The sequence below is a fragment of the Microbacterium sp. NPDC006705 genome (assembly GCF_044903545.1).
Lineage (GTDB): Bacteria > Actinomycetota > Actinomycetes > Actinomycetales > Microbacteriaceae > Microbacterium > Microbacterium plantarum.
This window is the reverse complement of the sequence record NZ_JBJDQQ010000003.1, coordinates 257446-283757: the sequence shown is the minus strand read 5'-3', so window position 1 is coordinate 283757 and position 26312 is coordinate 257446. Positions and strand designations below refer to the sequence as shown.

The window sequence follows — 26312 nt, the reverse complement described above, 5'->3', positions numbered from 1 at the left end:
GACACGGGCACCGTCGGACCGACGAACGTATCGGCGCATCCGCCGGGGGGCGGCGCCGCAGCCCGGCTCAGGCCAGGGCGGCGTCGATCCCGGCCAGCGGCACGGGTAGCCAGTCCGGTCGGTTCCGCGCCTCGTAGATGGACTCGTACACGGCCTTGTCGAGCACGAGAGCGCGCAGCAGCACCGGGTCGAGGTCGATCGCGCCGGGTGCGGCGCCGTAGGCCTCGATGAAGGCTGCGCGGCAGGCCGACGCCCATCCGATCGGGTCGGGGCCGTCGCCGACCGCGCCGGCGTAGTCGAACGACCGCAGCATCCCGGCGACATCTCGCGGCGGCAGATCGGGGATGGCGCGCTCGGCCATGGGCCGCAGCGGCTCGCCCTCGAAGTCGACGATGCGCCAGCCCCCGGCCGGAACTGCCAGCACCTGCCCGAGGTGGAGGTCGCCGTGGATGCGCTGGAGCCGCGGCCACGGGCGTGCGAGAGCCGCGTCGTACACGGCTCCGATCGCGTCCACGCGATCGGCCACGGCCGGAACCTCGTTGGCGGCGATCGACAGCCGTCGGCGCCATGCGGCTCCGGTCGCCGTGACCTGCTCCGCCGCGGCCTCCGTCGAATCGAGTGCTGCGCCGAGCGCGCCGTGCACGCCGGCGACCGCGATGCCGAGATCACGGGCCGCGTCGGTGAAGTCGCGATTCTCGCGGGCGGCCTCGAGAGCTACGGCCCAGCCGTCGCGGACGCCGCGGAGGAACTCCTGGGCGAACCCGAGCGTGCCGCGAGCTGCGCCCGAGTCGCGCCCGATGTCGGGCCATTCGGCGTCGAGGCTCCCGAAGAAACGCGGGACGAAGGGCGAGCCGGCGTCGCTCAGCACGCGCTGCACGGTCACGTCGGGGTTCTCGCCGTGGTGGAGGGTCCGGAAGAGCTTGAGGATGATCGTCGGCTCGCCGTCGACGTCGTAGACGATCGAGGTGTTCGACTGCTCGCCCGTCAGCACGCGGGAGTCGGTCACGCGCGAGACGTCCACGCCCATCTCGGCCAGCGTCCCGATGGTGAACCCGGTGTGCTTCGCGGCGTCGACGAGGTAGTCCTCGCCGTCACGGGCGACCACGTCGTCGCCGTCCGCCGCAGCCGACACGCGGGCGAGCGGCACGTTGTAGAGCGTCGGCAGTGCGCCGGCGTCGTCCATGAGGAGGTAGCGCGTCGCCCCGCCGGGGGCGGGTTGCGCGTCGAGGATGCGGAACCGCGGTTCGTGACTCTTGCCGGCATACCACCGCTGTCGCGCCGCCCAGGCGCCGAGCTCGTCTGTCAATCGCACGGTCCCACACTGTCGGTTCGGAATCTCCGAGCAAAAGGGCTGGACGCGCGCGGGGGAGAGGCGTAATGCTCTGTTCCAACGCCGGCCCGCACATTCGCAGCGACGCGACCGATAGTGACCGGTGGAGCGGGGCACCCGAGAACCCCGCCCGCGGAGAGAGTATGTCCCTGCATGGCACGGTGAGCACGCGGATGCGGCGCGCCCGCCGCATCCGCGTCATGGTCGGTCTCGGGTTGATCGCCGTGATCGCGACCCTCGTCTTCGTTCAGGTGGCCACGGGGTGGCATCTGCGGCAATTGCGGGTTCTCGCCTTCGCCGGGATCGTGGTGGTCGTCCTGCTCGCGGCGTTCGTCGCCGTGACGTTCGCGAACGGACGCCGCACGTCCGCACGCGCGGACGACGCCGACGGGATGCCGCACCCGCGTCTCGACGTCTAGGGGCGCGCCCCGGTCCCGAGGCCGGCCGGATCATCGATGAGGGGCGCGGGGCGGTTCGTCGCCGCATCGACGATGGGCGCGCGCATCACGGTGGCCGCGGCAATGGCCATGAGCACGGCGCCGAGAGCGTAGGGCGCCGCGTGTGCGACGACGGCGTAGAGCACGCCTGCGAGGATCGGGGCGATCGTGCCCATCGCCGCGGTGAGCGACTGGGTGACTCCGCCGAGCCAGCCCTGCTCGTGCGGACCGACCGCGTTCGACATGACACCGTCGAGCGCGGCCTGCGATGCCCCTTGCCCGGCGGCCAGCGCGAGGGCGCCGAGGACGAAGAGCCAGGGCTGCGCGATGAGCGAGGCGACGACGGCGAGGGCGACGAGCCCGGCTGCCTGGGCGGCGATGCCGGCGACGATGACGCCGCGTTCACCCATCCGGGGCAGCAGGAAGCCGAGAAGGACGCCCTGGACGACGATGTCGATCACACCGACGACGGCGATCAAGAGCCCGATGGCCGTCGGACCCCATCCGATCGAGTCGAGCGCGAGCACGCTGAAGTTGTTGACGAAGAAGCCGAAGGGGAGGGCGAGGAGTGCGAACGCGATGAGCAGTCCGCGGAGCTCCGGGCGGACGAAGGCGCGGCGGAACACCGCGAACGGGTTGAGGTCCGATACCGCGATCGCGGGGATGCGATTCCTGCGTTCGAGGCTCTCGGGCAGGAGGAAGACGCTGAGGGTTGCGATGAGGAACGAGATCCCGGCGGTCACGAAGACGGGCAGGGCGAGGTCGACCGCAGCGAGAAGACCGCCCAGGGCGGGGCCGACCATGGTGCCGATCCCGGAGAGGGCGCCCAGGAGGCCGAATCGCTGCGCGCGCTTCTCGGGTGGGGTGATGTCGGCGAGGTAGGCGAACAGCGCGGGCAGGTCTCCGGCCGTCGCGCCCTGGATGACGCGCGCGAGCAGCAGAACCCAGATCGCGCCGCCGATGCCGAAGAGAAGCATGCTCACCGCGGCCCCGAACGACGCGACGATGATCACCGGGCGGCGACCGAACCGATCGGACAGGCGACCGAGGAAGGGGGCCGCGATGAAGGCGCACAGCCCGTTGACGGCTTCGAGCGCGCCCACCCAGAGCGCGAGGTCTCCCTCGCCGGAGACGTAGCGCAGCACGACGAAGGGGAGCACGGGGAGGACGACGGTCATGCCTGCCGTCGTGAGCGTCGTGAGCAGGATGAGCATCACCCATCGGCGGTCGACGCCGGCGGTCTGCGGACGGGAAGAAACTGAAGTCATACCGAAACTGTATCGATACCAGGTTTGGTGTCAATACAGTTTTTCGCGCTCGCCGCCTAGGATCGACCTCATGAACGACACTGCGCCGCCGGGACGCCGCGAGCGCAAGAAGGCGGCCACGCGCAAACGGATCTCGGATGTCGCGACGATGATGTTCCTCGAGCGGGGTTTCGACGACGTCAGCATCCGTGAGATCGCCGACGCGGCCGATGTCTCTCCGACGACCGTCTTCGCGCACTTCAGTCAGAAGGAGGCGCTGGTCTTCGACGAAGACGACGAACAGCGCGAGCGCCTCGTCGCGGCCGTCCGGGACCGCCCCCCGGGAACGTCGATCTCCCGATCGATCCGTGACTACTACGCCCGCGAGATCCGCGCCGGAGCCGCCGAGCACGGCGATGACGTGGCGCGCGTGTTCATGGACTTCCTCAACGCCACGCCCGCGCTGCGCGATTACGCCGCGCGCATGTGGCTGCGCCACGAGGAGGCGCTCGCCGAGGCGGTCGCCGCAGAGCTCGGCAAGGCGCAGCCCGACCCCTACATCCGTGCGTTCGCGCGGTTCGTGCTCCAGATCCAGACGATGGTGAACGAGAGCGACGATCCCGAGGCGACGCTCGATGCCGGGTTCGCTGTGCTCGAGAACGGCTGGGCGGGTTTCGAACGGCGAGGTGAGGGGCGGTGAGCCGTCGCAAGTCGCTCGTGAACACCGTCGCCGACGATCTGCTCGACCGGATCATCGGGGGACGCTTCGCCCCGGGCGATGCCCTGCCGACCGAGGCGGAGATCGGCGACGAGTTCGACGTCAGCCGCGTGACCGTGCGCGAAGCGCTCCGCACCCTGTCGGCGCGGGGCATCGTGCGGGTGGTGTCGGGGGTGGGGTCCCGCGTGGCTCCGGTCGAAGAGTGGAGCTCGGTGTCCGACGCTCTCCGGTTCCGGGCCGCACACGGTGATGACGCCCTGGTGGCGGAACAGCTCATCTCGACGCGCCGGATCATCGAATGCGAGGCAGCGGCTCTCGCTGCGCCGCTCATCGACGACGCCGCCCTGGCGGAGTGCGCGGCGTGCATCGACGAGATGGTCGCGGGAGCGACCGCGGCCGATGTCGATCGCTTCGTGGACGCCGATCTGCGCTTCCACGCCGTGATCCTCCGCGCCTCGGGCAACCTGTTCCTCGCCGTGCTGCTCGCGCCCCTGACCGAAGTGCTCGCCGAGCGCCGGACGCAGACATCGCGGGTGCCGGAGATCCAGCAGCACGCGATCGCCGAGCATCGCGGAGTCCTCGAGGCGTTGCGGACGGGCGACCCGGATGCCGCGAGGGCGGCGATGGACCATCACCTGCAGCAGACGCTCGACGACTTCCGCCGCTACGTCGCAGGGTGAGCGCGCCTCACTCCGATTCCGGTTCGTCGTCGTCCAGCGGCACCTCGCGACGCTGCTCCCACACGTCGGCTTCGTCGGCCTCCGTGCTCGGGGCGGGGATCTCGGGGGCCGCGCTGTCGTCGGCCGTGGCCGGCAGCTGCTGTTCCTCGGCGTCGGCGACAGAAACCTCGGTGCCGTGCTCTCGCTCGATGTCGGGCATGTCTGACTCCTCACGTTCGTGGTACCGGTGACCAGTGATGCCAGCGTGCGATCCGCGAGGGGGTTGGCGCAAGCCCCGGGGTGATCTCCTCCGCGAAGTTGACGGGGATGCCTCGCTGCTGCATGCTGTCATACAGCTGACAGCAACCGACATCGGCTGGCCTCACTCGACGACGAGGAGAACACGTGGCCCCTACGGTGCCCCTGCCCGATCTGCCGGCCGTCTCGCGCCCCGACCTCGATCTCCTGGCGGAGCGCATGGCCGACGGTCGTCGTGTGTTCGTCGTCCTCGACGACGATCCGACCGGGACGCAGTCGGTCGCCGACCTGCCGGTGCTCGGCGCTTGGGACGTGGCCGATCTCGCGTGGGCGTTCTCGTCCGGCGCTCCCGCGGTGTATGTCCTGACCAACTCGCGCAGCCTCGCGCCGGCGGAGGCCGAGCGCATCAACCGTGAGGTCGTGCGGGCGGCACTCGCGGCCGCGGAGACAGCGCGCGTGCGCGTCGACTTCGTCAGCCGCAGCGATTCGACGCTCCGCGGGCATTTCCCGCTCGAGCCCGACACCATCGCCGACGAGATCGGTCGCTCCGGGGCGCTCGCTCCGACGAACGTCGTCGTCGTGCCCGCCTTCCCGGATGCTGGACGCGTGACGGTCCGCGGCGTCCACGGCATCCTGTCGGACGACGGCTTCACTCCCATCGGCGAGACGGAGTTCGCCCGCGACTCGACCTTCGGCTTCCGTGCATCGCGGCTGGCGGACTGGGTGGCGGAGAAGACGGGCGGCGCCATCCCGGCTGCGGACGTCGTCGAGGTCACGGTCGATGACCTCCGCGCGGGGACGGCAGCCGTGGCGGCGGTGCTGCGCGCCGCCCCGGCGGGGGCTCCCATCGTGGCCGATGCGGTCGTGGAGGAGGACCTCGTCGAGCTGGCGCTCGGTCTCGAGGCGGTGGAGGCCGAAGGCCGATCGTTCGTCTACCGGGTGGGACCGCCCTTCGTCCGAGCCCGCATCGGCCAGCGCCGCCGGCCGCCCGTCGACGCCGCCGAGCTGAGCGTCGACCATGCGACCCGCGGGGGACTGGTCGTCGTCGGCTCGCACGTCGGTCTCACCAGCCGCCAGCTCGCCGACCTCGTGCGTCGCCGCCCGCTCGAGGCGGTCGTGGAGCTCGACGTCCCGCGACTGCTCGATCCCTCCGAACGGCGAGCCGAACTCGACCGCGCCTGCGCGACCATCGCCACCGCGCTGCTGCGCGGCGATGTCGTGCTGCACACCAGCCGCACGCTCGTCCGCACCGACGACCCCGACGAGAGCCTCGACATCTCCCGTCAGGTCTCGGGAGCCGTCGTCGAGGTCGTCCGAACGGTCGTCGCACAGGTCACGCCCCGTTTCGTGATCGCGAAGGGCGGCATCACCTCGAGCGACGTCGCCACGCGCGGGCTCGAGATCCGGCGCGCGCGGGTCCGCGGTTCGCTCTTCCCCGGCATCGTGTCCGTCTGGGAAGCAGCCGACGGGCCGGCATCCGGAATCCCCTACATCGTGTTCGCCGGCAACGTCGGCGACGACGGGTCGCTCACCGCCGCTGTCGAGCGGCTCTCGCTGACGCCCGCACATTCCGCCTGAGACGAAGGAGCACGGTCGAAATGAACGACAACACCACGGTTGCGGTACTGGGGCTCGGCGCTATGGGCCTGCCGATGGCCGCCCGCCTGGCGGAGACTTTCCGTGTCCGCGGCTTCGACATCGCCCCCACCCGGCTCGCACTGGCCGCTGAAGCGAACGTGACCCCGGCTGCTTCCGCCGCGGAGGCTGCGGCGGGTGCGCAGGTCGTCCTGGTGGCGGTGCGCGACTCCGCTCAGCTCGCGGATGTCCTGTTCGGGGATGCCGGCATCGTCGACGCCCTCGCCGAGGGAGCGGTCGTCGTTCTCACGAGCACCGTCGGAACCGACGGGGTCGCCGACGTCGCGGCCTCGCTCGCGCAGCGGGGCATCGGCCTCGTCGACGCCCCGCTGAGCGGTGGCCCGGTCCGGGCGCGAGAGGGCGATCTGCTGATCGTCGTCGGGGCCGACCCCCGAGCCCTCGCGGTCGCGAGGCCCGTCCTGGAGGCGCTCGCGTCGACGCTCACCATCGTGGGCGAGCGCGCCGGCGACGGTCAGGCGCTGAAGACCGTCAACCAGCTGCTGTGCGGTGTGCACATCGCTGCAGCCGCCGAGGCGCTCGCGCTCGCCGACCGCCTGGGGCTCGACCTCGAACGCACACTCGAGGCGCTGCAGGCCGGGGCCGCCGCGTCGTTCATGCTCGGAAACCGCGGCCCGCGCATGCTGCAGGCCTGGGACGACGAGGGCGCCGAGGTGCTCAGTCGCCTCGACATCTTCGTCAAGGACATGGGCATCGTCGGCGCCGCCGCGCGGCGGGCGGGACTCCCGGCGCCGCTCGCCGCTGCGGCCGAGCAGAGCTACCTCCTCGCACAGGCTCAGGGCCTCGGTGAGGCGGACGATTCCGCCGTGATCCGGCTCTCCGCCCCTGCGCACCGCGGCTGAGGCCGATCTTGCGGATTTCTTGAGGTTGCTCGGTGTGCGCGTTGCGTATTCCTTGCGGTCGATCGCCGAACATCGAAGAACACCCGGTCACGGGGACGTTGCCCGAACGACGTCCCCGGGCCGGGTTCTCTCGTTGAGTGCTTTTCGCGGAACGCGCAAGTGCCTCGGCTTCTGGGGCCCGTCGGCCTAGCGTCGAGGAATGAGCGATCAGAGCATCCCCACACCCGACGAGCCGACCTTCCCGGCCCCCGCCGAGCCGACCGTTCCCGTTCCCGCCGAGCCGACGGCGCCGGCGCCCGGCGAGCCGTCGGCCCCGACTCCGCCGGCGTCGCCGGAGCCCGCGGCCGAGACGCCGGGTGCGACCGACACGCTGGGCGGCACCGAGGGCGGCGGCGAGGGCTCGCCGGTCAAGGATCCCGACACGTGGGTCACCGGCGATGAGCCCATGACGGGCCCGCAGCGGAGTTACCTCGACACGCTGGCGCGCGAGGCGGGCGAAGAGTTGCCGGGCAACCTCACCAAGGCCGAGGCGTCCGAGCAGATCGACCGCCTGCAGGACGCCACGGGGCGCGGCGCGTAACTACGACCCGGCGTCCGCGTTCCCCTGCGGACGAGCCGACCGCACACGGAACCACAGGCTCAGCTCCCGGGCGGCGCGCAGCGTCGCGCTCGGGTCGTCCGAGCCCTCGAGGTCGTCGAAGGTGTCGCGGAACCCCGTCGGGGCGTCGCCCGTCGTCTCGGCGATCGGCTGATAGCCCATCGTCCACTCGCGGAACTCGCGGTGGGCGATGGGCTGCTCGATGAGGACCCGCATGTCGGAGTGGCGGGAGTCCTGCCGGATGGTCGCGAGCAGATCGCGGACGGCGGGCTCGGGTCCCTCGAGCACCTGCACGAACCGGCCGCCGCGGTACAGCAGCATCCCGGTCAGGTCTCGCGCCGCGTTGGACGCCCGGCTCTGCGCGAGCAGCGCCGCCAGGTCGTCGTCGCCGAAGGGCGCGCGGGCGTTGCTCGTGTAGAGGATCGAGAGCAGGCCCTCGGATGTCGAGGTCATCGGATCTCCCGGAGTTCGATGGGCGGTTCTTCGGCCGCGATGCCGGGCGTCGCTCGCACCGCGAGCGTGCGCATCGCCGTGGTCAGGTCGGAGAACGATCCGGCGCAGGCCGACCGTGAGTCGTAGGCGAGGTACCGGCCGTCGGGCTGCCGGTCGATGTAACCCACGAACTCGCCGGTGCGGCTTCCGACGTGGAACCCGTCCTCGACGCGAGCCCAGACGATTCCGGTTCCGGTCACCGCGCGGCCTCGGGGCGGGGTACCCACACGAGGGCTCCCGCTGCGATGAAGGTCGCCGCGCCGGCGACGTGCGCGGCCAGCCAGACCGGCTGGTCGAGCGAGAAGGGGTACACCGGGTTCCACAGCACCGCGATAGCCGCCATCGGCAGCGCCCACCACCACTGCCGCGCCTGGATCGCGAACCACGCGATGATGAGCGCGAGGATCGCGACGACGAACGTGATGACCATCGCGAACTCGCCGCCGATGAGCGGGATTCCGGCCACGAGCGCAGCGGCCCCGAGGATGCCGGGGGCGAGCGCGTTGCGCTGGCGCAGCGGCGGGTCGGCGGGGCGGGCGGATCTCGAAGCCATGCGGACGTTTCTCTCGGGACGGATGACGCGAGGTCGCGCGTCTTCTCGATCGTACGAGTTCAGCGCGCGGGCCGACCGGCGCTTGACGCCACGCCGGAATCCGTCATGGGGGCGTCGGCGCCGGTCATGACGGGGACCGGATCCGACAGCAGCGCGGCGAACGCGGTCTCGGCGGCGCCGACGAGCAGGCGGTCGTCTCCCAGCTCGGCGGTGCGCACGAGCGGCGCCGAGCCGGAGATCGTCTGACGGGCGACCGCGTCGGCGAAGCCGTCGACGTCCGTCTCGACGAGCGGCGCGAGGAAGCCGCCGAGGACGACGACAGCGGGATCGAGGACGTTGACCGCGCTTGCCACGGCGGACGCGAGGATGCGGCGCTGCCGATGCACCTCGGCGCGCGCCGCCGGATTCGCGGCGCCGTGGACCGCTGCCCGCAGCTCGGCGTCGTCGGCGCCGGGCAACCCGAGCGAGGCGATCAGGCGGTGCCGGCTCACTTCGTCTTCGAGGGCGGCGCGTTCACCGGATCGCCGGTCCGCGGCATCCTCGAAGATCGCCGGATTGTGCCCGAACTCCCCCGCGAGGCCTCGCGCGCCGCCGACGAGTCCGCCGCCGACGACGAGCCCGCCACCGATGCCGCTCGCTCCGCCGTTGAGGTAGATCACGTCGGCGACGCCGCGCGCGGCGCCGAAGAGGTACTCGGCGTGCGCGCCGTACGAGGCATCGTTGCCCACGGTCGTCGGGGTGCCCGTCGCGGTGGTGACGAGATCGGCGAGCGGGGCGTCCGTCCACCGCAGGTGCGGCGCGTGCACGACCAGGCCGGCAGCCGGGTCGACGAGCCCGGGGACGGCGATACCGACCCCGATGACCCTGGTCGTGGCGAGCGGCCCGCTGCGCCATTCCTCGATCGTCGCGGCGATCAGTGACGCCAGCGCGTGCGGCGTGATGAGGGTCGTCGTGAGTGCGCGGCGGCGCGCGTGGATCCGGCGGTCGAGGCCGACGGCGGCGAGTGTCACCGCATCGACCTCGGGGTTCACGGCGACGGCGACCACATCGGGGCGGGCCGTGATGACGGGGGACGGGCGCCCGATGCGACCCTCGGCAGCGCCGGCGGTCTCGGTGACGAGGCCCAGGCGCGCGAGCTCGGCGGTCAGCGCTCCGATGGTCGAGCGGTTGAGGCCGAGGTCCGCGGTGAGCGCGGCCCGCGAGATCGGACCGTCGCGGTGCACGGTGACGAGCATCCGGGCGAGGTTCACTCGCCGGACGAGTTCGGCGGTTCCGGGCGCGACACTCACGGCATCAGCCTACGAGAACACAGTTTGTTGACGTAATAGACAAACCGACCTACGCTGAGGTCGCAGCAATCGAAGCGAAGGAGCACGCATGCGCACCCCGACCCCGGCCGACAAGTTCACCTTCGGCCTCTGGACCATCGGCTACAACGGAACCGACCCGTTCGGCGTACCGACCCGGCCGCCCCTCGACGTCGTTCACGCCGTCGAGAAGCTCGCCGAGCTCGGGGCCGCGGGGCTGACGTTCCACGACGACGACCTGTTCGCCTTCGGGTCGAGCGAGAGCGAGCGGCAGACGCAGATCGATCGCCTCAAGGGCGCGCTCGCCGACACCGGCCTGACCGTGCCCATGGTGACCACCAACCTCTTCAGCGCCCCGGTCTTCAAGGACGGCGGCTTCACCTCGAACGACCGCGCGGTGCGGCGCTTCGCGATCCGCAAGGTGCTGCGTCAGATCGACCTCGGCGCCGAGCTCGGCGCCGAGACCTTCGTCATGTGGGGCGGCCGCGAGGGTGCCGAGTACGACTCGGCGAAGGATGTCCGACAGGCGCTGGAGCGCTACCGCGAGGCCGTCAACTTTCTCGGCGACTACGTCGTCGAGAAGGGTTACAACCTGCGTTTCGCGATCGAGCCCAAGCCGAACGAGCCGCGCGGCGACATCCTGCTTCCGACCGTCGGTCACGCCCTCGCCTTCATCGAGTCGCTCGAGCGTCCCGAGCTCGTCGGTCTGAACCCCGAGGTTGGACACGAGCAGATGGCGGGCCTGAACTTCGCGGCCGGCATCGCGCAGGCGCTGTACCACGGCAAGCTCTTCCACATCGACCTCAACGGTCAGCGCGGCATCAAGTACGACCAAGACCTCGTCTTCGGTCACGGCGACCTGCACAATGCGTTCGCGCTCGTCGACCTGCTCGAGAACGGCGGCCCGAACGGCGGCCCCGCGTACGACGGACCCCGTCACTTCGACTACAAGCCGAGCCGCACCGAGGACGAGACCGGCGTCTGGGACTCCGCCGCCGCGAACATGCGCACCTACCTGCTGCTCAAGGAGCGGGCTGCGGCGTTCCGCGCCGACCCGGAGGTGCAGGAGGCGCTCGAAGCGGCGCGCGTTCCGGAGCTCGCCCAGCCGACCTTCGGCGAGGGTGAGACCTACGACGACTTCGTCGGTGACCGCTCGGCCTACGAGGACTTCGACGCCGACGCGTACCTCGGCGGCAAGGGCTTCGGCTTCGTCCGCCTGCAGCAGCTCGCGACCGAGCACCTGCTCGGCGCACGCTGACGCCGGCGCCGCGAGAGTCCCCTAACCCGAGAGAAGAGGATGCCGGCATGACGCTGGTCATGGGTGTCGACTCGTCGACCCAATCGTGCAAGGTCGTGATCGTCGACGCCGAGACCGGTCGGGTCGTCCGGGAGGGGCGTGCGCCCCACCCGGACGGCACGAGCGTCGACCCCGAGTCGTGGTGGACCGCCCTGCAGGCGGCGATCGAGCTCGCGGGCGGGATGGCGGACGTTCAGGCCTGGTCGATCGGCGGCCAGCAGCACGGCCTCGTCGCGCTCGACCAGCGGGGCGCCGTCGTGCGCGACGCGCTGCTGTGGAACGACACCCGTTCGGCGCAGGCGGCATCCGATCTCGTGGCCGAATACGGCGCCGACCGGCTCGCCGAGCGCACCGGACTCGTTCCGGTCGCCTCGTTCACCATCAGCAAGCTGCGGTGGTTGCGCGAGCACGAGCCGGAGAACGCCGCGCGGACCGCGGCGGTGGCCCTTCCGCACGACTGGCTGACCTGGCGCCTGCGCGGCTTCGGCCCGGTTTCCGACGGCACGGGCGGGGCCGCCGCGCTGGCCGAGCTCGTCACGGATCGTTCCGACGCCTCGGGAACCGGCTACTGGAGTGCGGTCACGGGCGAGTACGACCGGGAGCTGCTCGTAGCCGCTCTCGGGCACGACGCCGTGGTTCCGCGGGTCCTCGCCGCGGACGAGTGGGTCGAGGATCAGGGCGGCCGCCGGGTCGCCGCGGGCGCCGGCGACAACGCGGCATCCGCTCTCGGTGTCGGCGCGGGCGTCGGCGACGTCGTCGTCTCGATAGGCACGTCCGGCACGGTCTTCGCCGTGAGCGAGACGCCCGCGGTCGATGCCACCGGGACCGTCGCGGGCTTCGCCTCGGCGGACGGGCACCACCTGCCGCTCGTATGCACGCTCAACGCCGCTCGCGTGCTCGACGTCGTCGCCGCCCTGCTGGGGGTCGACCACGACGGCCTGTCGCGCCTCGCGCTGTCGGCCGAGCCCGGGGCGGGAGGGCTGACGCTCGTGCCGTACTTCGAGGGCGAGCGCACGCCGAATCTGCCGGATGCGACGGCCTCGCTGACCGGGATGACGCTCGCCTCGACCACGCGGGAGAACCTCGCCCGTGCAGCGGTCGAGGGGATGCTGGCAGGCCTCGGCGCCGGACTGGACGCGCTGCGCGACCAGGGCGTGCCGCTGCGGCGCGTGCTGCTGGTCGGCGGGGGAGCGCGGTCGGCAGCCGTGCAGCAGATCGCCCCCGCGGTCTTCGGACTCGACGTCGAGGTGCCCGCGCCAGGCGAGTACGTCGCGCTCGGCGCGGCCGAGCAGGCCCGCCGCGTCGCCGCGGCGGGTGCCGGTTAGATCGCCTCAGACATGGTCGCGCCAGGAGTGCTTCGGCTCGTAGCCCAGAAGCCGCCGGGCTTTCTCGGTCGAGAAGAGCGACTCGTTCGTTCCGAGGTCGCCGCGGATCTCGACGCCGGGGAACACCTCGGCCACGAGCTCCGCGTTCGGGCGTGACATGACGGTGTCGGCGGCGGCGATGAGGAACCGATCGAAGCCGGCCGGTGCGTTCTCGAGCGCGCGCAGCACGGCCTGGGCGCCGTCGCGCGCGTCGATGTAGCTCCACACGTTCCACTTGCGACGCATCGGGTCGGCGTCGAACGACGGGAACTCGGCGTAGTCCTCGGGCACCATGACGTTCGAGAAGCGCAGTGCGGTGATCGAGAGGCCCGGGTGCCAGCGCACGAGCTCGATCGCGAGCTGCTCCTCGAGGTGCTTCACGAGCGAGTACACCGACTCGGGGCGCGCGGGATACTCCTCGTCGACGGGGATGTACGGCGGCGGCACGTCGAACGGCAGCCCCTGCACCGTCTCGCTCGAGGCGTAGACGACGCGGTCGATGCCGAGTCGCGTCGCGGCGTGGAAGACGTTGAAGGTCGCCGCCATGTTGTTGTGGAACGTCGCGATGTCGGGACGGATCCCGGGAGCGGGCACCGCGCCGAGATGCACGATCGCGTCGACGCCGTCGTGGCGATCGCCGACCGAGCCGAAAGCGTCGACCACCTGGCCGTAGTCGGTCAGATCGATCTGCACGAACGCGGGCCCGCGTGTGCCGACCACGTCGAAGCCGATGACCTCGTGCCCCGCCGCCGTGAGTTCACGAGCGACGACCGTGCCGAGTTTTCCCGATGATCCCGTCAGTGCGATCCGCATGGGAACAGCGTCGCACACGGATGCCCACCCCGGGGCGGCTAGGCTCGATCCTCATGGCTGCCGGGGCGACGATCCACACGTTCGATGCGACGCTCGCCGACGTCGACCGAGGCGTGTACGAGTCGTTCGCGCTGCGCGTCGCGCGGCATCCTTCCGAGACCGACGCCTTCATGCTGACCCGGTTGCTGGCGTACTGCCTCGAGTACGAGGAGGGCATCGACTTCACCGAGGGGATCGCCGCGAAGGACGAACCCGCCGTGCTCGTGCGCGACCTGACCGGATCGATCGTCGCTTGGATCGAGGTGGGGGCGCCGGATGCCTCGCGGCTGCACCTCGGGAGCAAGCAGGCCGACCGCGTCGCGGTCTACACCCAGCGCAACCCCGGCCCCATCGTGGCCGCGTGGGCGGGGAAGAAGATCCACCGCGTCTCGGAGATCGCCCTTCACAGCTTCGAGCCGGGCTTCATCGACACGCTCGTCTCGGCGCTCGACCGCCGCAACACCGTGACGGTCTCGGTCACCGAGCGCCACCTCTACGTCGAACTCAACGGTGTCACCGCCGAGTCCGACGTCATCACTCAGCCCGCGGGCTGAATGCCTGCCTCACCGGGAGCCTCCGGCGCAGCGGAGGAGGTCGGGGCCTCGGACACGAAGACGTCGACTCCGGCATCGGTGAGGACGAACTGCAGCGCCGTACCGACGGGATAGCGCTCGAGGAGCTCTTCGGGCTGATCGTCCCAGACGATGAAGGAGACGGCCGCGGAGAACGCGCCGGCCGAGCAGCCCTGATACGACGATCCGCTGACGGAGCCGTCGCCCTGGTCGTCGTCGATGCGCGCGACCGACAGGCAGATGTTGTCCCCTCCCCGCCAGATGTCCGTGGTGCGGAATACCGACAGGCCGAGAAACTTCTCGAACGACCCCGCCTCGACCCCGTCGCCATACGGGCGCATGAAGTCGGGGATCTCCTCGCCCGTCGGCAGCAGCGTCGTGACGTGCGAGACTCCCGCGTCCGGCGGCAGCGCGGTCGCGGTCGAGGCGCTGCGGGCCGTCGCGAACGCGGTGATCCCGACCGAGACGACCGCCACCGCGACGAGCGAACCGGCCCAGATGAGCAGCGGGCGCAGCCGTCGCGCGCGGGGAGCCGTCGGCCCCGCGTCGTCATCCCGGGACTCGTCGGTCTGCGACTCGTCAGCCCGCGGATCGTCGGATCGGGGCGTAGCCAGGTCGGGGATCCCATCGATGATCGGCGGACGCACGGGCTCCGGATCGGGTTCAGGCGCGTGCGCGTGCGGCATCCGGTCTTCGCGTTCGCGCGCCTCCAGCTCCGCCAGCCGAGCCAGGGCGGCGGGATCGTCGGCGATGTCGCCGCCCGGCGCGTAGGCGCGGACGCGGAGGGCCCGGAGCTCCGCGGCAACTCCCTCGTCCATCCCTGCATCGTGACATATTCCGCGAGTCGTGGGGGCGGCCAACCTCACCGGTTTCGTCGACTGACGCGCCGCGCTCCGTTAGCATTCCAGCCATGGCACCCCTGCGCGCCCCGGTGCGCCTGGATCGCCCACGTCTCCTCTCGGCGCTCGCATCGCCGGCGCCCCTGGTCGCCCTGCTCGGGCCGGACGGGGCGGGGGCGAGCACTCTGCTCCGGCAGTTCGCAGAGGGGCGTCGCGACGTCACGTGGGCCGGAGACGGGCGGATACCGGACGAGGTCTCACGCACGCTCATCATCGATGACGGCGACTCCCTCTCTCCCGGCGCATGGGAACGACTGCGACAGCTGCGAGCCACCAGGCCCGACCTGATCGTGCGTCTCGCCGTGAGGAGCGCCCGCGCTGTGCCCGTGGCCTGGGACGTGGAGTGGGTGCGCGATCTCGCGTTCACCCTCGACGAGACGATCACCTACGTCGCCGCGCGCGGCTCCCACCTGGATCCTCGCGCGGTGCAGGCGGCGACGGGTGGGCTGCCGGCGGCCGTCGTCGCGGTCGTCGAGGCGAACGTCACCGACCCCGCGGCGGTCCAGCTCGTGCTGGCGCGGCTGGCGCCGCATCCGCTTCCTGCCACGTCGGCGGCGCTGGCCGTGCCCGAGTTCCTCACCCCCCGGCTGGCTGCACAGCTCGGCGGAGGCGACGACGTCATCGAACGGGCCGAACGGACGGGGCACGGCGAATGGCGCACCGACGACGGGACGCTGATCTTCGCCCTCACGGCGCCGATACGAGCCGCCACGCTCGCCGCCGCGCCCATCGCAGCGGAGGACCAGCGCGCCATCCGTCATCGGGCCGCCCGTGCGCTCCTTCAGGAGGGGGCGGGGCTGGGGGCGGTCGTCGAAGGCGCGGCGGCCGACGCGCTCGACATCGTCGATGCTGCGCTGCGCCGCGACGGGCTCAAGCTGCTCTGGGGGAACGGCGCGCGCATCGCAGCAGCCCTCCGTCCGATCCCGTTGCTGCAGCTGCGTCGCTGGCCCGTCATCGCCCTCGCCCAGGCACTCATCCTCAACGCCCGCCGGGAGCACCGGGTACGCGCGGCCGAGCTGCTCGGCGTCGCGCTGCTCGGTGTGCAGACGGGGCAGAGCGAACCGGCCGACCGTGCGCTGCTGCGGATCATCGAGTCGGTCGCCCGCCGCCTCACCGGGGTCGGAGACCGTGGTGTTCGAGCCGCACGTCTGGCCGCGCAGACCCTCGACGAACTGCCTCCCGACGACCTCGAGCAGCTGCGCGGACTGCGGGGCGACCTCCACGCGCACGCGGCGATCAGCCTGCTGTACGGGGGAGACGACCGAGCCGCGGGCGATCAGTTCGAGCAGGCGCTCGCCACGGCGACCCGGCCCAGCGTCGAACTCCTCGCTTACGGCGGGTTGGCCCTCATCCAGGCGAGCGCCGGTGAGCTCCCGGCCGCGCAGAGCTGGGTCGAGCAAACGCTCGCGCGCCCCTGGCCTGACGACATCCTCGACGAGTATCAGGGCAGTCTGCTGCGGATCGCCGAGAGCCGGCTGGCGCTCGAACGCGGCGATGCCGCCGCAGCAGAGGCCGCCGTCGCGACCATCTGGCCGATCATCGACACCATCGAGCACTGGCCGGCGCTCGGCGCCGCGCGCGCATGGGCCGACATCTCGGCGGGGCGCCCCGTCGAAGGCCTCGAGCGGCTGCGGTCGCTGCGGTCGCGACGTGGCAGGAGGATGTCGGCGAGCTCGCCGGCCGCACGCATGCTCGACGCCACCGAGAGCATGCTCGCTCTCGCCGCGGCGGATCTCGCGTCAGCGCGACGCCTCGCGTCACGCCCGTCGGACCGCGCCGAGGTCGTGCTCGCCGCGGCGCGGGTCGCGGTCTTCGATCGGCAGCACGAGCGCGCTCTCAAGCTTCTCAACGCTGTCATGACGCGCACACCTCGGCAGCGGACCGAGGCAGCCGCGCTGGAGGCGATCCTGCTCCACCGTCTCGGTCGCGTCGACGAGGCTCGAGCGCTCGCCGGCCGCGCGGGAGCCCTCGCCCGCACCTACGGGTTGCGCACCCCGTTCCTCATCCTTCCCGCCGCCGAGCACGACCTGTTCCAGGGTGACGTCGACGACCTGCCCGCTCCGGTCACGATCGCGGGCGTCGCCCCGCAGCTCACGACGCGAGAGAGCATCGTCGCTCGTCACCTCGTCGACACGGCGAACATGGAAGAGATCGCCGCGCGCCTTCACGTCTCCATCAACACCGTGAAGTCGCAGCGACGCTCCCTCTATCGCAAGCTCGGCGCCTCGTCGCGTGAGGAGGCCATCGCCGCCGCCCTCGCTTACGGCCTTCTGGCGGGGGCCGATCCGACCCGGGCGATGATCGCGGTCGATGACAGCGCGGCCAGCGCCGCGAGGACGAAGAGGACACCGTAGGAGCCCGAGCCGAGGATCAGCACGAGCCCGGCCAGGGCGGGGGCGAGCGTCTGCGGCACGATGGTCGCCAGACCCAGCAGACCGAGGTCTCGTCCCGAATCGTCCCGTGACGGCAGGACGTCGATCATCAGGGCCAGGTCAGCGGCCAGATACACGCCGCGTGCCGCACCGCCCACCACGGCGAACGCCACGAGCCCTGCGACGTTCGGGGCGGCGACGGGGATCAGCAGGGATGCCGCAAGGACGGCGCTCGCCGCCACGACCCAGGGGACCCGGCGCCGGATCCAGAGTGCCCCGGCGAGCGAGCCGCAGATCAGGCTGACGATGTGGAGACCGATGACGAGGCTCGCGGTCCGGCCGGCTTCCTCGACCGACGCGCCCGTGAAGTCCATCACGATATAGAGCAGATACCCCATCACCAGCTGGTGACCCAGCACCAGGGCGAATCGGGCTGAGAAGACGAGCCGGAGGTCGCGCGACGCCCAGGCCTCACGGGCCGGGACGCGTGTCGTGGTCCCTGCGCTGGACCGGTCGGGGTTGGCCACCACGAACCCGACCGACGCGACGAGCAGTCCGGCCGCCAGGGCCAGGTACACCGCGTGCGGCGCCGCGACTCCCAGCCCGGCACCCGCCGCGCCGGCAGCGAGTCCGCCGGCGGCCCCCATCCCGAAGAACGCCGCCGCTCGGGGCCGCCGCGAAGGCTCCACCCGATCCGCGAGCACAGCATCGAGCGGAGCCTCCACGACGTTGAGCAGCGGTTGCAGCACGAGCCACCCGAGCACCACGGCCCCTGCCGACTCGGCGTATCCCAGCGCCACCATGACGGCGGCGCTGCCCGCTGCCCCCGCGACGATCCACGGCGCTCGTCGGCCCCGCCATGAGCGTGTGCGGTCGGAGGCCGCTCCCGCCAGCGGATGGACGACGAGCGTGAGCAGCGACGACGCGGTGAGCGCGACGGCGAGGATGGCGTCCTTGTTCGCGGCATCCGCTCTCGCGATCTGGGCCGGGACGAGCACGCCCGCCACAGCTCCGTAGACGGCGTTCAGCGCGAGCGCGGCCAGGAGCAGCGACCAGAGGAGCCGGGTGTGCACCAGAGCATTCTGGTGCGCGACGGCGGGTCACGGCGAAGCGGGGATGAAATCCGAGGTGAAGTTCGCCGTCATCGCGCGTCGCCAGCGCGCCGGGGCCGCCAGGGTCGAGCGCGATGCGCGTTCGCTGCGCTCGCACAGTCGCTGCCCGAGCAGCTGTGCCCCCGACCCGAAGGATGACCGTGAAAGACCTGCGTCCAGATTCACCGCCGCCGCGACGACGTCGCGCCCGTCACGCTGCGAGAGGCCTGCTCGCCGCGGCCCTGTCGTCGGCCCTCGCTCTCGGCGGATCCGTCGCCGCTCAGGCCGTCGAGTCGGACGTGCCGCCGTCGACGAATCCGCCGCTGAGCGAACGCTGCGACATGAGCATCGCGATCAGCGTCGACCTGTCCAACTCCGTGACGGACGCGCAGCTCGCGCAGACCCGCTCCGAGCTCGCCGGGCTGGCGCAGGCCCTGGAGGGGTACCCGCTCGCGCTCGCCGTTCACAACTTCGCCTCGAACGCGCCGGCGACCACGGGCGCCGCGAACGCGCCGCTGCCCCTGACCTCGCTCGCCGATGAGGCCGGAGTCGCCGCCGTCAGCACGTACGTCAACGGCATCCAGCGTCCGGCCAGCGCTCAGGGCGGCACGAACTGGGACCGCGGATTCGCCGCCGTCACCGCGTCGCCGGAAGACTATGACGCGCTCATCTTCCTCACGGACGGCAACCCGACTCAGCACGGCAGCCCGGCGCGCGGACCCGGTAACAGCACCGACCGCGCCGTCATGGACGCCTCGGTCCGCAGCGCGAACGACCTGAAGGCGACGGGAACCCGGATCGTGCCGATCGGTGTGAGCGACAACCTCTCCGGCCAGGCGCTCGCCGACTTCCGCGAGCACATCCGCCAGGTCTCCGGGCCGGCGGAGGGCTCCGATTACTACATCGCCGGATTCTCCGCGCTGCAGCGCACTCTGATCGACATCGTCAACGAGAACTGCGTCTCGATCGCGCTGGAGAAGACCGGTGTGCTCGCAGACGGCGATCACGGAGTCGCCGGAGACACGGTCGACTACGCCTTCACGATCACGAACAACGGCGGCGTGACGCTGACCGATGTGACGCTCACCGACCCCAAGCCGGGCTTGTCGTCGATCCGCTTCGGCGCATGGCCGGGCGCCCCCGGCGTGCTCGACCCCGGCCAATCGGTGCCGGCGACCGCGACGTACACGGTGACGGATGCCGATGTCGCCGCGGGCAGCATCGAGAACGTCGCGACCGCGACCGGGACGCCACCCGCCGGTGCCCCCGTGTCGGATGAGGCGCCCGCGCTGGTCGCACTGCCCGACCCGGTTCCCGCGATCTCGCTCGAGAAGACCGGTGCCCTGGTCGGCGACGCGATCGCATACACCTTCACCGCGACCAACACCGGCGACGTGACGCTGACGGACGTGTCGATCACCGACGCCCTGCCGGGCCTGTCCGGCATCTCGTACGGTGCGTGGCCGGGGGCCTCGGGCGTGCTTGCTCCGGGTCAGTCGGTCATCGCGACCGCGACGTACGCGCTGACGCAGGCCGACCGTGACGCGGGTCTCGTCGAGAACACGGCTACCGTGGTCGGCACGCCGCCGACGGGCGATGCCGTGACCGACGAGGACGAGTTCGACCTGCCTCTCCCGCCGAACGCCGGCATCTCGCTGGTGAAGACGGGAGTCCTCGACGGCGACGCGATCTCGTACGAGTTCCGTGCCACGAACACCGGCGACGTGACGCTCTCCGGTGTGTCGATCACCGACGCCCTGCCGGGCCTGTCCGGCATCTCGTACGGTGCGTGGCCGGGTGCCTCGGGCGTGCTGGCCCCGGGCCAGTCGGTCATCGCGACCGCGACGTACGCGCTGACGCAGGCCGACCGTGACGCGGGCATCGTCAAGAACACGGCCACCGTGGTCGGCACGCCGCCGACGGGCGGCCCCGTCACCGACGAGGACGAGTTCGATGCGCCCGTGCCGCAGGCACCCGGCATCCTGCTCGAGAAGACCGGCGCGCTCGAGGGCGACATCGCGACCTACACCTTCGTCGTCCGAAACGCCGGCGATGTCACCCTCCGCGACGTGTCCGTCACCGATGCCCTCCCGGGTCTGTCAGCCGTCGCCTACGGTTCCTGGCCGGACACCGCGGGCGTGCTGGCCCCGGGCCAGTCGGTCACCGCGACGGCGACGTACACGCTGACGCAGGCCGACCGTGACGCGGGGCTCGTCGACAACACCGCCACCGCGACGGGCACCCCGCCGACCGGTGACCCGGTCACCCACGAGGACGAGTTCGAGTTGCCGGTTCCGCAGGCTCCCGGCATCGCCCTCGTCAAGACGGGTGTCCGGGAGGGAGGCGAGCTGACCTACTCGTTCACCGCGACCAACACCGGCGACGTGACGCTGACGGACGTCGCGATCGTCGACGAGCTGCCGGGTCTCTCCGAGCTCTCGTACGGTGACTGGCCTGCTTCGGCCGGTGTGCTCGCCCCGGGCGAGTCGGTGACGGCGACAGCGACCTACACGCCGACGCAGGCCGACCGCGATGCCGGCCTCGTCGAGAACACCGCATCCGTCACCGGCACGCCGCCGGCCGGCGATCCGGTGACCGACGAGGACGAGTTCGACCAGCCGCTCCCGCAGGGGCCCGCCATCGAGCTGACGAAGAGCGGGGAGCTCGACGGCGACCGCATCCGCTACACCTTCACGGTGACGAACGCCGGCGACGTGACGCTGCGCGACGTCGCGATCCAGGACGGGCTCCGCGGCCTGTCGGAGATCGCGTTCGGCGCCTGGCCCGGAGCGCAGTACGTGCTCGCGCCCGGAGAGTCGGTGACGGCGACCGCCGTGTACACGGTGACCGCGAGCGATCGCGTGGCCGGTGAAGTGATCAACATCGCCACCGTCACGGCGACCCCGCCGGCCGGCGACCCGGTGACCGATGACGACACCGCGCGCACCGCGGTGGGCGCGCTCGCCGCGACCGGTGCCGGGAGCGAGCAGCTGATGCGGCTCGCCCTCTTCGGCGGTCTGACGATCGCTCTCGGCGCGGCAGCCGTGATGCTGCGACGCCGGACGCGGGCCTGACAGCCGCCGCGGCCCCCGCGACGCACCCGACGTCGTGGGGGCCTCGGCCTGTGTCAAGCGTTCAGCGCATCCCGAGCGGATGCCGCTATTTTTATGCGATGACGCATCGAGCCTCGAAGGCCTCCGATTCCGACAGTCCCGGCGCCCGGGTGACCCCGGGCGCGCCACGTCCCGCGAGCGAGGCCCGCCGATGAACGGCGACCTGCTCCTCAACATCGTCCTCGTCGTCGTCTTCGTGCTCATCGGTGGCGTGTTCGCCGCCACCGAGATGGCGCTCGTCACGCTGCGCGAGAGCCAGGTCAACGCGCTCGCCCTGCGCGGCAAGCGGGGTGAGAAGGTCGCCGCGCTGGCGCGGAACCCCAACACCTTCCTGTCGGCCGTGCAGATCGGTGTGACGGTCGCGGGCTTCGCTTCGGCGGCGTACGGCGCCTCGTCGATCGCGCCCTCGCTCGCTCCGCTGCTGGTCTCGTGGGGGCTGTCCGAGGCGGCTGCGATGACGGTGGCGACCATCGTCCTGACGCTGATCATCGCCTACCTCTCGCTCGTGCTGGGCGAGCTGGTGCCCAAGCGCCTCGCCATCCAGCGCAACGCCGCCTTCGCCTACGGCGTCGCGCCGGTGCTCAACGGATTCGCGAAGCTCATGCGCCCCGTGATCTGGCTGCTCTCGCTCTCGACCAACCTTCTCGTGCGGCTGTTGGGCGGTGACCCGAACAAGACCGGCGAGGAGCTGAGTGACGAGGAGCTCCGCGACATCGTGTCGAGCCACGAGGGGCTCCCCAAGGACGAGCGGCGCATCCTCGACGACGTGCTGTCGCTGCGCGACCGTCAGCTGAGCGAGGTGATGCGTCCGCGCCCTGAGGTCGTGTCATTGCCGGGCGGCGAGACCGTGGGTGCCGCGGCCGCGCTCGTGCGCGATCTGCCCTACTCGCGCTACCCGATCATCGATCAGACGATCGACGATGTTGCCGGGTTCGTGCACGTGCGCGACGTGCTGGATGCCGCGGGCACTGACGACGCGCAGCCGCTCCAGTCCATCGTGCGGCCGATCCGGTACTTCCCCTCGACCGCACGCCTCCTGCCGACACTCACCTCGATGCGGGCGGAGGGCAGCCAGATCGCGGTCGTCGTCGACGAGTACGGCGGCACCGACGGCATCGTGACGCTCGAGGATCTCGTCGAGGAGGTCGTCGGCGAGATCGTCGACGAGTACGACACCGAGGTCATGCCGCATCCGCTTTCGGGCGACGGCGGACCCGTCGACGGGCGGCTGAACCTGCAGGACTTCGAGGAGGCCACCGGCATCTCGATCCCGCGCGGGACGTCCGACACCGTCGCCGGGTTCGTGATCGAGCAGCTCGGGCGCCTCGCGAGGGTCGGCGACCGCATCGAGGTCGACGGCGCGACGATCGAGGTGACGCGGCTGGATCGTCGTCGCATCGCCGAGCTCCATGTTGCGCGCGCGTCGACGGAGGGTCCCGCGGTCGAACCCGTCGAAGGGTAAACTGGGGGTCGGTGCGTCGGGAAGTCTGGTCGACATGTCCGTCGGCGACTGCCGACGGAGGATCGAAAGGCTCCTCGCATGTACGACGCTCTTCCCCGCCGAGCCCGGCTGCGCCGCTGGCTGTCCCGCGAGACGACGGGCGGAGCACTTCTGCTCGGTGCTGCAGCGCTCGCCCTGATCTGGGCCAATTCGCCGCTCGCTGCCTCGTATGCGGCGCTGTCGGAGTTCACGATCGGGCCCGAGGCTCTGCACCTGAACCTCTCGCTGTCGACCTGGGCCGCGGACGGCCTGCTCGCGCTGTTCTTCTTCGTCGTCGGTGTCGAGCTGAAGCACGAGTTCGTCGCGGGCAGTCTGCGCCGCCCGCGCGAGGCCGCGGTGCCGGTGCTCGCGGCCGTCGGGGGGATGCTGCTCCCCGCGATCCTCTTCACCGTCGTGATCCTCGTCTCGGGCGACACCGACGCGCTGCGCGGGTGGGCGATCCCGACCGCGACCGACATCGCCTTCGCGCTGGCGGTGCTGGCGATCTTCGGCCGGGGGCTCCCGCCGGGGCTGCGCACGTTCCTGCTGACGCTCGCCGTCGTCGATGATCTGCTCGCGATCCTGATCATCGCGATCTTCTACACCGCGACGATCCACATCGTGGCACTCGTGGTGGCGCTCGCGACCGCGGCGGTGTTCGCCGTCGTCGTCCGGCAGCGGTGGGCCCGGTGGTGGGTACTGCTGCCGCTCGGACTCGTCGTGTGGGGCTTCCTCCACGCGTCCGGGGTCCACGCAACGATCGCCGGGGTGCTGCTCGGGTTCGCCGTCCCCGCCCGCCCGGTGCACGGCGAGAGCGTGGCGCGCACCGACACGTACGACGACCTGGTGCGCCCCTTCTCCTCGGGTATCGCGCTCCCGGTCTTCGCATTCTTCGCCGCCGGGGTCAGCGTGGTCGGAACCAGCGACCCCCTGGCGGTCGTCGCGCAGCCCGTCGTCCTCGCCATCGTCGTCGGTCTGGTCGTCGGCAAGGCTGCGGGGGTGCTCGGGACGACCGCGCTCGTCACGCGCGTCACGCCGCTGCGCCTGCCCGGCGGCGTCGGGATGCGTGACCTCCTGCCCATCGGTCTGCTGTGCGGCATCGGGTTCACGGTGTCGCTGCTCATCACCGGCCTGTCGTTCGCCGACGGCGTCCACACCGACGGCGCTCGCCTCGGCGTGCTCCTCGGAACGCTGCTGTCGGCCGCGGGGGCCGCCGTGCTGCTCAGCAGGAGCGCTCGTCGGGCCCGGGCAGAGGCCGGCGCGCCCGCCGCGCACACGATCGACGGCGAAGGCCCCGCGCTCGGCTACGACCGGGACGAGTGAGCGGTGGCGGCCAGTGACCGGCCGCGTCGTGCGTGTTTCGGATCATCCCGTCTCACGGATGGGCCATCGAGTCAATCCCTGCGCGCGCCACGTGCACACACCCCTGAGCACGTTTTAGGATGCCGAAGTGCCCGAAGTCCCGACGCCCACGCATTACTGGTATCCGTCGGACTCTGATGATCCCGGCACTCCCCGCGAGCGCGGCATCGCCGTTCTGCAGGCTTTCCGCCTCTACCGCGCCGCCGAAGCCGCCATGCGGCGGCGGACCCGCGACTCGATGTCGATGGGTGAGAACGAGCTGCTCGTCCTCCGCTACCTCATCAAGGCGCAGGGCGAGGGCCGTCTCGTCGGGCCGACCGAACTCGCCCGCTACCTCGGTATCTCGACCGCTTCGACGACGGCCCTGATCGATCGGCTGCAGAAGTCGGGCCACGTCGTCCGCCAGGCGCATCCGAGCGATCGGCGCAGTGTCCACGTCGTGGCCACCGAGAAGTCGGACGACGAGGTGCGGGCGACGCTCGGGAGGATGCACGAGCGCATGATCGCCGCTGTCGACGGAATGACCGTCGACGAGGCGCGAGCCGTGATCGCGTGCCTCGGACGCCTCCAGCAGGCCGTCGACGAGGTCGACGCTCACGCCCATGACCCACGGGAAGAGCAGGCGCGCAGCGACCGCTCCTGACAGGTAGCTAGTCAGCGGAGAAAGCCCGCGAATTGACATTCGTCAGGCGGGGAACCGCATGACACGATGGGAACATGTGTTCCCTCCCGGTGACCCCGATCGAGGAGCGTTTCACCATCGAAGGGCAGGTGGTGACGTCGTTCTCGGGCGTCGTCTCGCGCCTGGCCGCCGCGCACCCGTCGCTCGCCGTCGTCGACGTCGAGCGCGTGGTCCTGCGGGAGTGGGAGGCCTTCAGCGCCAGCCGCCCCGTGGTCGTCCCCATCGGCGTCGAAGAGGGTGCGGCCGAGATGCTCGCGGTCGAGACCTCGGCTCAGATCGACGGTTAGCGGATCACGCGCCCGCGGTCCGTCGTTTATCGGACCGTCCGTTGCGCGTTAGGCTCACTGCGTGGGCCGATTCATCTACGACACGCTGGGGAACTCCGTCGAGATCGACGACCGTACTCTGGCACACCTGCGCATCGTCATCATGAACAAGCTGCGCCGTTCCGAGCCGTTCATGTTCGACATCGATCTGCCCCGCGGGGGTGAGCGTCGCAGCTACTGGATCCACCCGTCCGTGCCGCTGCAGTTCCATTTCTCGGGCAGCAGGCAGCCGCGGATCAACCGGCATTGGGTCGAGGAGCTCATGCAGGTGGCGAGCGGCCCGGCGGGACTCTCCATCGTTCCCGAGCCCGTGGACGACGGCGCACCCGAAGTCGGCTGACGTCGCCTGAGGCAGACCGCTCAGGCAGACCGCCGGGCGGCACACAGCCCGTCAGGCAGTCGTGTCGCTTCCGGACGGTGCGACCGTGTCGGGGTCGTCCAGATGCTCGGCGACGATCATGATGCCGCCGGACGAGTTGGCCGAGTTTGCCATCTCCTCGACCCACTCGCGGCTGAGCGTCGTCGGCTCGGGGTCGTCGAAAGCGAATCGGAGCGGGATCGAGGGGTGCAGCCAGATCGTGCTTCGCCCGGTGGGCTCGCCGTCGGGGTGTCGCCACGAGAGCGTGAAGCTCTCTCCGCGCCGCAGCTTCGTGGCGATGACCACCTTGAGGTGCGCCAGCGTGCGGTCTTCGATGTGGATCGGCGATGCGCCGTCTCCGTAGTAGATGGTGCCCACGACACCACATTAAACCGCCGCGAGACGAACCCCAATCTTGTTGTCAAGGCCTCGACGCTCCGTGGATAGCGG

The 26312-nt window shown here is 71.3% G+C and carries 27 protein-coding genes; 16 read left to right on the top strand and 11 right to left on the bottom strand.

The window, feature by feature from the left end:
• Positions 1 to 67: 67 nt before the first annotated feature.
• The gene (locus ACI2K6_RS15240; RefSeq protein ID WP_404568968.1) at positions 68 to 1312 is read right to left on the bottom strand and encodes a phosphotransferase; all 1245 of its coding nucleotides are present in this window, start codon (positions 1310 to 1312) and stop codon (positions 68 to 70) included.
• Positions 1313 to 1473: 161 nt separating this feature from the next.
• On the opposite strand from ACI2K6_RS15240, the gene ACI2K6_RS15235 reads away from it, so the two are divergent.
• Positions 1474 to 1749 (top strand): hypothetical protein, encoded by a 276-nt coding sequence (locus tag ACI2K6_RS15235; protein WP_282501612.1) that lies wholly within the window; start codon positions 1474 to 1476, stop codon positions 1747 to 1749.
• Here ACI2K6_RS15235 and ACI2K6_RS15230 read toward each other — a convergent pair.
• The gene (locus tag ACI2K6_RS15230; protein WP_404568967.1) at positions 1746 to 3035 is read right to left on the bottom strand and encodes an MFS transporter; all 1290 of its coding nucleotides are present in this window, start codon (positions 3033 to 3035) and stop codon (positions 1746 to 1748) included. The two genes, ACI2K6_RS15235 and ACI2K6_RS15230, sit on opposite strands and share 4 nt — an antisense overlap.
• A 70-nt stretch (positions 3036 to 3105) precedes the next feature.
• On the opposite strand from ACI2K6_RS15230, the gene ACI2K6_RS15225 reads away from it, so the two are divergent.
• On the top strand, positions 3106 to 3714 hold the full coding sequence (locus tag ACI2K6_RS15225; RefSeq protein ID WP_404568966.1) for a TetR/AcrR family transcriptional regulator: 609 nt from the start codon (positions 3106 to 3108) through the stop codon (positions 3712 to 3714).
• Positions 3711 to 4412 (top strand): FadR/GntR family transcriptional regulator, encoded by a 702-nt coding sequence (locus tag ACI2K6_RS15220; RefSeq protein ID WP_404568965.1) that lies wholly within the window; start codon positions 3711 to 3713, stop codon positions 4410 to 4412. Before ACI2K6_RS15225 ends, ACI2K6_RS15220 begins: the two co-directional genes overlap by 4 nt.
• 7 nt (positions 4413 to 4419) lie before the next feature.
• On the opposite strand, the gene ACI2K6_RS15215 is transcribed toward ACI2K6_RS15220, so the two are convergent.
• A complete protein-coding gene (locus ACI2K6_RS15215) occupies positions 4420 to 4611 on the bottom strand; it encodes a hypothetical protein (RefSeq protein ID WP_404568964.1) in 192 nt (63 codons plus the stop codon).
• 185 nt (positions 4612 to 4796) lie between these two features.
• On the opposite strand from ACI2K6_RS15215, the gene ACI2K6_RS15210 reads away from it, so the two are divergent.
• The 3 genes from ACI2K6_RS15210 (at position 4797) to ACI2K6_RS15200 (ending at position 7724) form a co-directional block, all read left to right on the top strand.
• Complete coding sequence (locus tag ACI2K6_RS15210; protein ID WP_404568963.1) at positions 4797 to 6227, top strand: four-carbon acid sugar kinase family protein; 1431 nt, start codon at positions 4797 to 4799, stop codon at positions 6225 to 6227.
• A 20-nt stretch (positions 6228 to 6247) separates the two neighbouring features.
• Entirely contained in the window at positions 6248 to 7144 is an 897-nt protein-coding gene (locus tag ACI2K6_RS15205) for an NAD(P)-dependent oxidoreductase (RefSeq protein WP_404568962.1), read from the top strand.
• A 370-nt stretch (positions 7145 to 7514) separates the two neighbouring features.
• Entirely contained in the window at positions 7515 to 7724 is a 210-nt protein-coding gene (locus ACI2K6_RS15200; RefSeq protein WP_112617918.1) for a DUF3072 domain-containing protein, read from the top strand.
• Here ACI2K6_RS15200 and ACI2K6_RS15195 read toward each other — a convergent pair whose 3' ends face one another.
• From ACI2K6_RS15195 to ACI2K6_RS15180, 4 genes are read right to left on the bottom strand one after another with little or no spacing between them, the layout of a single operon-like run.
• On the bottom strand, positions 7725 to 8195 hold the full coding sequence (locus ACI2K6_RS15195) for a BLUF domain-containing protein (protein WP_282501603.1): 471 nt from the start codon (positions 8193 to 8195) through the stop codon (positions 7725 to 7727). It abuts the gene before it with no gap.
• Entirely contained in the window at positions 8192 to 8434 is a 243-nt protein-coding gene (locus tag ACI2K6_RS15190) for a hypothetical protein (protein WP_404568961.1), read from the bottom strand. The genes ACI2K6_RS15195 and ACI2K6_RS15190 overlap by 4 nt, the downstream gene beginning before the upstream one ends.
• Positions 8431 to 8787: a DUF6804 family protein gene (locus tag ACI2K6_RS15185; protein WP_274179279.1), complete on the bottom strand. Its 357-nt coding sequence runs from the start codon at positions 8785 to 8787 to the stop codon at positions 8431 to 8433. The genes ACI2K6_RS15190 and ACI2K6_RS15185 overlap by 4 nt, the downstream gene beginning before the upstream one ends.
• 59 nt (positions 8788 to 8846) lie before the next feature.
• A complete protein-coding gene (locus ACI2K6_RS15180) occupies positions 8847 to 10076 on the bottom strand; it encodes an ROK family protein (RefSeq protein WP_404568960.1) in 1230 nt (409 codons plus the stop codon).
• Between the two features lie 88 nt (positions 10077 to 10164).
• Here ACI2K6_RS15180 and xylA point away from each other — a divergent pair, with 88 nt between their 5' ends.
• The gene (gene xylA / locus ACI2K6_RS15175; RefSeq protein WP_404568959.1) at positions 10165 to 11352 is read left to right on the top strand and encodes a xylose isomerase; all 1188 of its coding nucleotides are present in this window, start codon (positions 10165 to 10167) and stop codon (positions 11350 to 11352) included.
• A 47-nt stretch (positions 11353 to 11399) separates the two neighbouring features.
• Positions 11400 to 12716, top strand: coding sequence for a xylulokinase (gene xylB / locus ACI2K6_RS15170; protein ID WP_404568958.1), 1317 nt, complete (start codon positions 11400 to 11402; stop codon positions 12714 to 12716).
• A gap of 6 nt (positions 12717 to 12722) precedes the next feature.
• Here xylB and ACI2K6_RS15165 read toward each other — a convergent pair whose 3' ends face one another.
• Positions 12723 to 13568, bottom strand: coding sequence for an NAD-dependent epimerase/dehydratase family protein (locus ACI2K6_RS15165; RefSeq protein WP_404568957.1), 846 nt, complete (start codon positions 13566 to 13568; stop codon positions 12723 to 12725).
• A gap of 53 nt (positions 13569 to 13621) precedes the next feature.
• Here ACI2K6_RS15165 and ACI2K6_RS15160 point away from each other — a divergent pair, with 53 nt between their 5' ends.
• Entirely contained in the window at positions 13622 to 14161 is a 540-nt protein-coding gene (locus ACI2K6_RS15160; RefSeq protein WP_269268216.1) for a YaeQ family protein, read from the top strand.
• On the opposite strand, the gene ACI2K6_RS15155 is transcribed toward ACI2K6_RS15160, so the two are convergent.
• A complete protein-coding gene (locus ACI2K6_RS15155) occupies positions 14146 to 14997 on the bottom strand; it encodes a hypothetical protein (protein WP_323986712.1) in 852 nt (283 codons plus the stop codon). The two genes, ACI2K6_RS15160 and ACI2K6_RS15155, sit on opposite strands and share 16 nt — an antisense overlap.
• Positions 14998 to 15089: 92 nt before the next feature.
• On the opposite strand from ACI2K6_RS15155, the gene ACI2K6_RS15150 reads away from it, so the two are divergent.
• Positions 15090 to 17432, top strand: a complete 2343-nt coding sequence (locus ACI2K6_RS15150) for a helix-turn-helix transcriptional regulator (protein WP_323986711.1) — start codon at positions 15090 to 15092, stop codon at positions 17430 to 17432.
• On the opposite strand, the gene ACI2K6_RS15145 is transcribed toward ACI2K6_RS15150, so the two are convergent.
• Positions 17339 to 18523: an MFS transporter gene (locus tag ACI2K6_RS15145; protein ID WP_274179273.1), complete on the bottom strand. Its 1185-nt coding sequence runs from the start codon at positions 18521 to 18523 to the stop codon at positions 17339 to 17341. The two genes, ACI2K6_RS15150 and ACI2K6_RS15145, sit on opposite strands and share 94 nt — an antisense overlap.
• Positions 18524 to 18702: 179 nt before the next feature.
• Here ACI2K6_RS15145 and ACI2K6_RS15140 point away from each other — a divergent pair, with 179 nt between their 5' ends.
• The 6 genes from ACI2K6_RS15140 to ACI2K6_RS15115 all read left to right on the top strand — a co-directional run bounded on the left by ACI2K6_RS15140 (position 18703) and on the right by ACI2K6_RS15115 (position 25844).
• Positions 18703 to 21615 carry a hypothetical protein gene (locus tag ACI2K6_RS15140; RefSeq protein ID WP_404568956.1) on the top strand — a complete coding sequence of 971 codons (2913 nt, stop codon included), beginning with the start codon at positions 18703 to 18705 and terminating at the stop codon, positions 21613 to 21615.
• 190 nt (positions 21616 to 21805) lie between these two features.
• A complete protein-coding gene (locus ACI2K6_RS15135; protein ID WP_404568955.1) occupies positions 21806 to 23116 on the top strand; it encodes a hemolysin family protein in 1311 nt (436 codons plus the stop codon).
• A gap of 78 nt (positions 23117 to 23194) precedes the next feature.
• Complete coding sequence (gene nhaA / locus ACI2K6_RS15130) at positions 23195 to 24457, top strand: Na+/H+ antiporter NhaA (RefSeq protein WP_114588797.1); 1263 nt, start codon at positions 23195 to 23197, stop codon at positions 24455 to 24457.
• Between the two features lie 127 nt (positions 24458 to 24584).
• Positions 24585 to 25139: a MarR family winged helix-turn-helix transcriptional regulator gene (locus ACI2K6_RS15125; RefSeq protein ID WP_404568954.1), complete on the top strand. Its 555-nt coding sequence runs from the start codon at positions 24585 to 24587 to the stop codon at positions 25137 to 25139.
• Positions 25140 to 25213: 74 nt separating this feature from the next.
• Positions 25214 to 25465 carry a hypothetical protein gene (locus ACI2K6_RS15120; RefSeq protein ID WP_269268212.1) on the top strand — a complete coding sequence of 84 codons (252 nt, stop codon included), beginning with the start codon at positions 25214 to 25216 and terminating at the stop codon, positions 25463 to 25465.
• Positions 25466 to 25526: 61 nt separating this feature from the next.
• A complete protein-coding gene (locus ACI2K6_RS15115) occupies positions 25527 to 25844 on the top strand; it encodes an ATP-dependent DNA ligase (RefSeq protein ID WP_112617734.1) in 318 nt (105 codons plus the stop codon).
• Positions 25845 to 25895: 51 nt separating this feature from the next.
• Here ACI2K6_RS15115 and ACI2K6_RS15110 read toward each other — a convergent pair whose 3' ends face one another.
• Positions 25896 to 26240 carry a hypothetical protein gene (locus ACI2K6_RS15110; RefSeq protein WP_112617735.1) on the bottom strand — a complete coding sequence of 115 codons (345 nt, stop codon included), beginning with the start codon at positions 26238 to 26240 and terminating at the stop codon, positions 25896 to 25898.
• Positions 26241 to 26312 lie beyond the last annotated feature (72 nt).

Excerpts from the sequence above, each read along its gene's own strand:
- ACI2K6_RS15185 (WP_274179279.1), bottom strand. The coding sequence starts at position 8,787 with ATGGCTTCGAGATCCGCCCGCCCCGCCGACCCGCCGCTGCGCCAGCGC.
- ACI2K6_RS15120 (WP_269268212.1), top strand. The coding sequence starts at position 25,214 with ATGTGTTCCCTCCCGGTGACCCCGATCGAGGAGCGTTTCACCATCGAA.
- ACI2K6_RS15235 (WP_282501612.1), top strand. The coding sequence starts at position 1,474 with ATGTCCCTGCATGGCACGGTGAGCACGCGGATGCGGCGCGCCCGCCGC.
- ACI2K6_RS15160 (WP_269268216.1), top strand. The coding sequence starts at position 13,622 with ATGGCTGCCGGGGCGACGATCCACACGTTCGATGCGACGCTCGCCGAC.
- ACI2K6_RS15230 (WP_404568967.1), bottom strand. The coding sequence starts at position 3,035 with ATGACTTCAGTTTCTTCCCGTCCGCAGACCGCCGGCGTCGACCGCCGA.
- ACI2K6_RS15195 (WP_282501603.1), bottom strand. The coding sequence starts at position 8,195 with ATGACCTCGACATCCGAGGGCCTGCTCTCGATCCTCTACACGAGCAAC.
- xylA (WP_404568959.1), top strand. The coding sequence starts at position 10,165 with ATGCGCACCCCGACCCCGGCCGACAAGTTCACCTTCGGCCTCTGGACC.
- nhaA (WP_114588797.1), top strand. The coding sequence starts at position 23,195 with ATGTACGACGCTCTTCCCCGCCGAGCCCGGCTGCGCCGCTGGCTGTCC.
- ACI2K6_RS15215 (WP_404568964.1), bottom strand. The coding sequence starts at position 4,611 with ATGCCCGACATCGAGCGAGAGCACGGCACCGAGGTTTCTGTCGCCGAC.
- xylB (WP_404568958.1), top strand. The coding sequence starts at position 11,400 with ATGACGCTGGTCATGGGTGTCGACTCGTCGACCCAATCGTGCAAGGTC.
- ACI2K6_RS15225 (WP_404568966.1), top strand. The coding sequence starts at position 3,106 with ATGAACGACACTGCGCCGCCGGGACGCCGCGAGCGCAAGAAGGCGGCC.
- ACI2K6_RS15165 (WP_404568957.1), bottom strand. The coding sequence starts at position 13,568 with ATGCGGATCGCACTGACGGGATCATCGGGAAAACTCGGCACGGTCGTC.
- ACI2K6_RS15150 (WP_323986711.1), top strand. The coding sequence starts at position 15,090 with ATGGCACCCCTGCGCGCCCCGGTGCGCCTGGATCGCCCACGTCTCCTC.
- ACI2K6_RS15155 (WP_323986712.1), bottom strand. The coding sequence starts at position 14,997 with ATGGACGAGGGAGTTGCCGCGGAGCTCCGGGCCCTCCGCGTCCGCGCC.
- ACI2K6_RS15135 (WP_404568955.1), top strand. The coding sequence starts at position 21,806 with ATGAACGGCGACCTGCTCCTCAACATCGTCCTCGTCGTCGTCTTCGTG.
- ACI2K6_RS15205 (WP_404568962.1), top strand. The coding sequence starts at position 6,248 with ATGAACGACAACACCACGGTTGCGGTACTGGGGCTCGGCGCTATGGGC.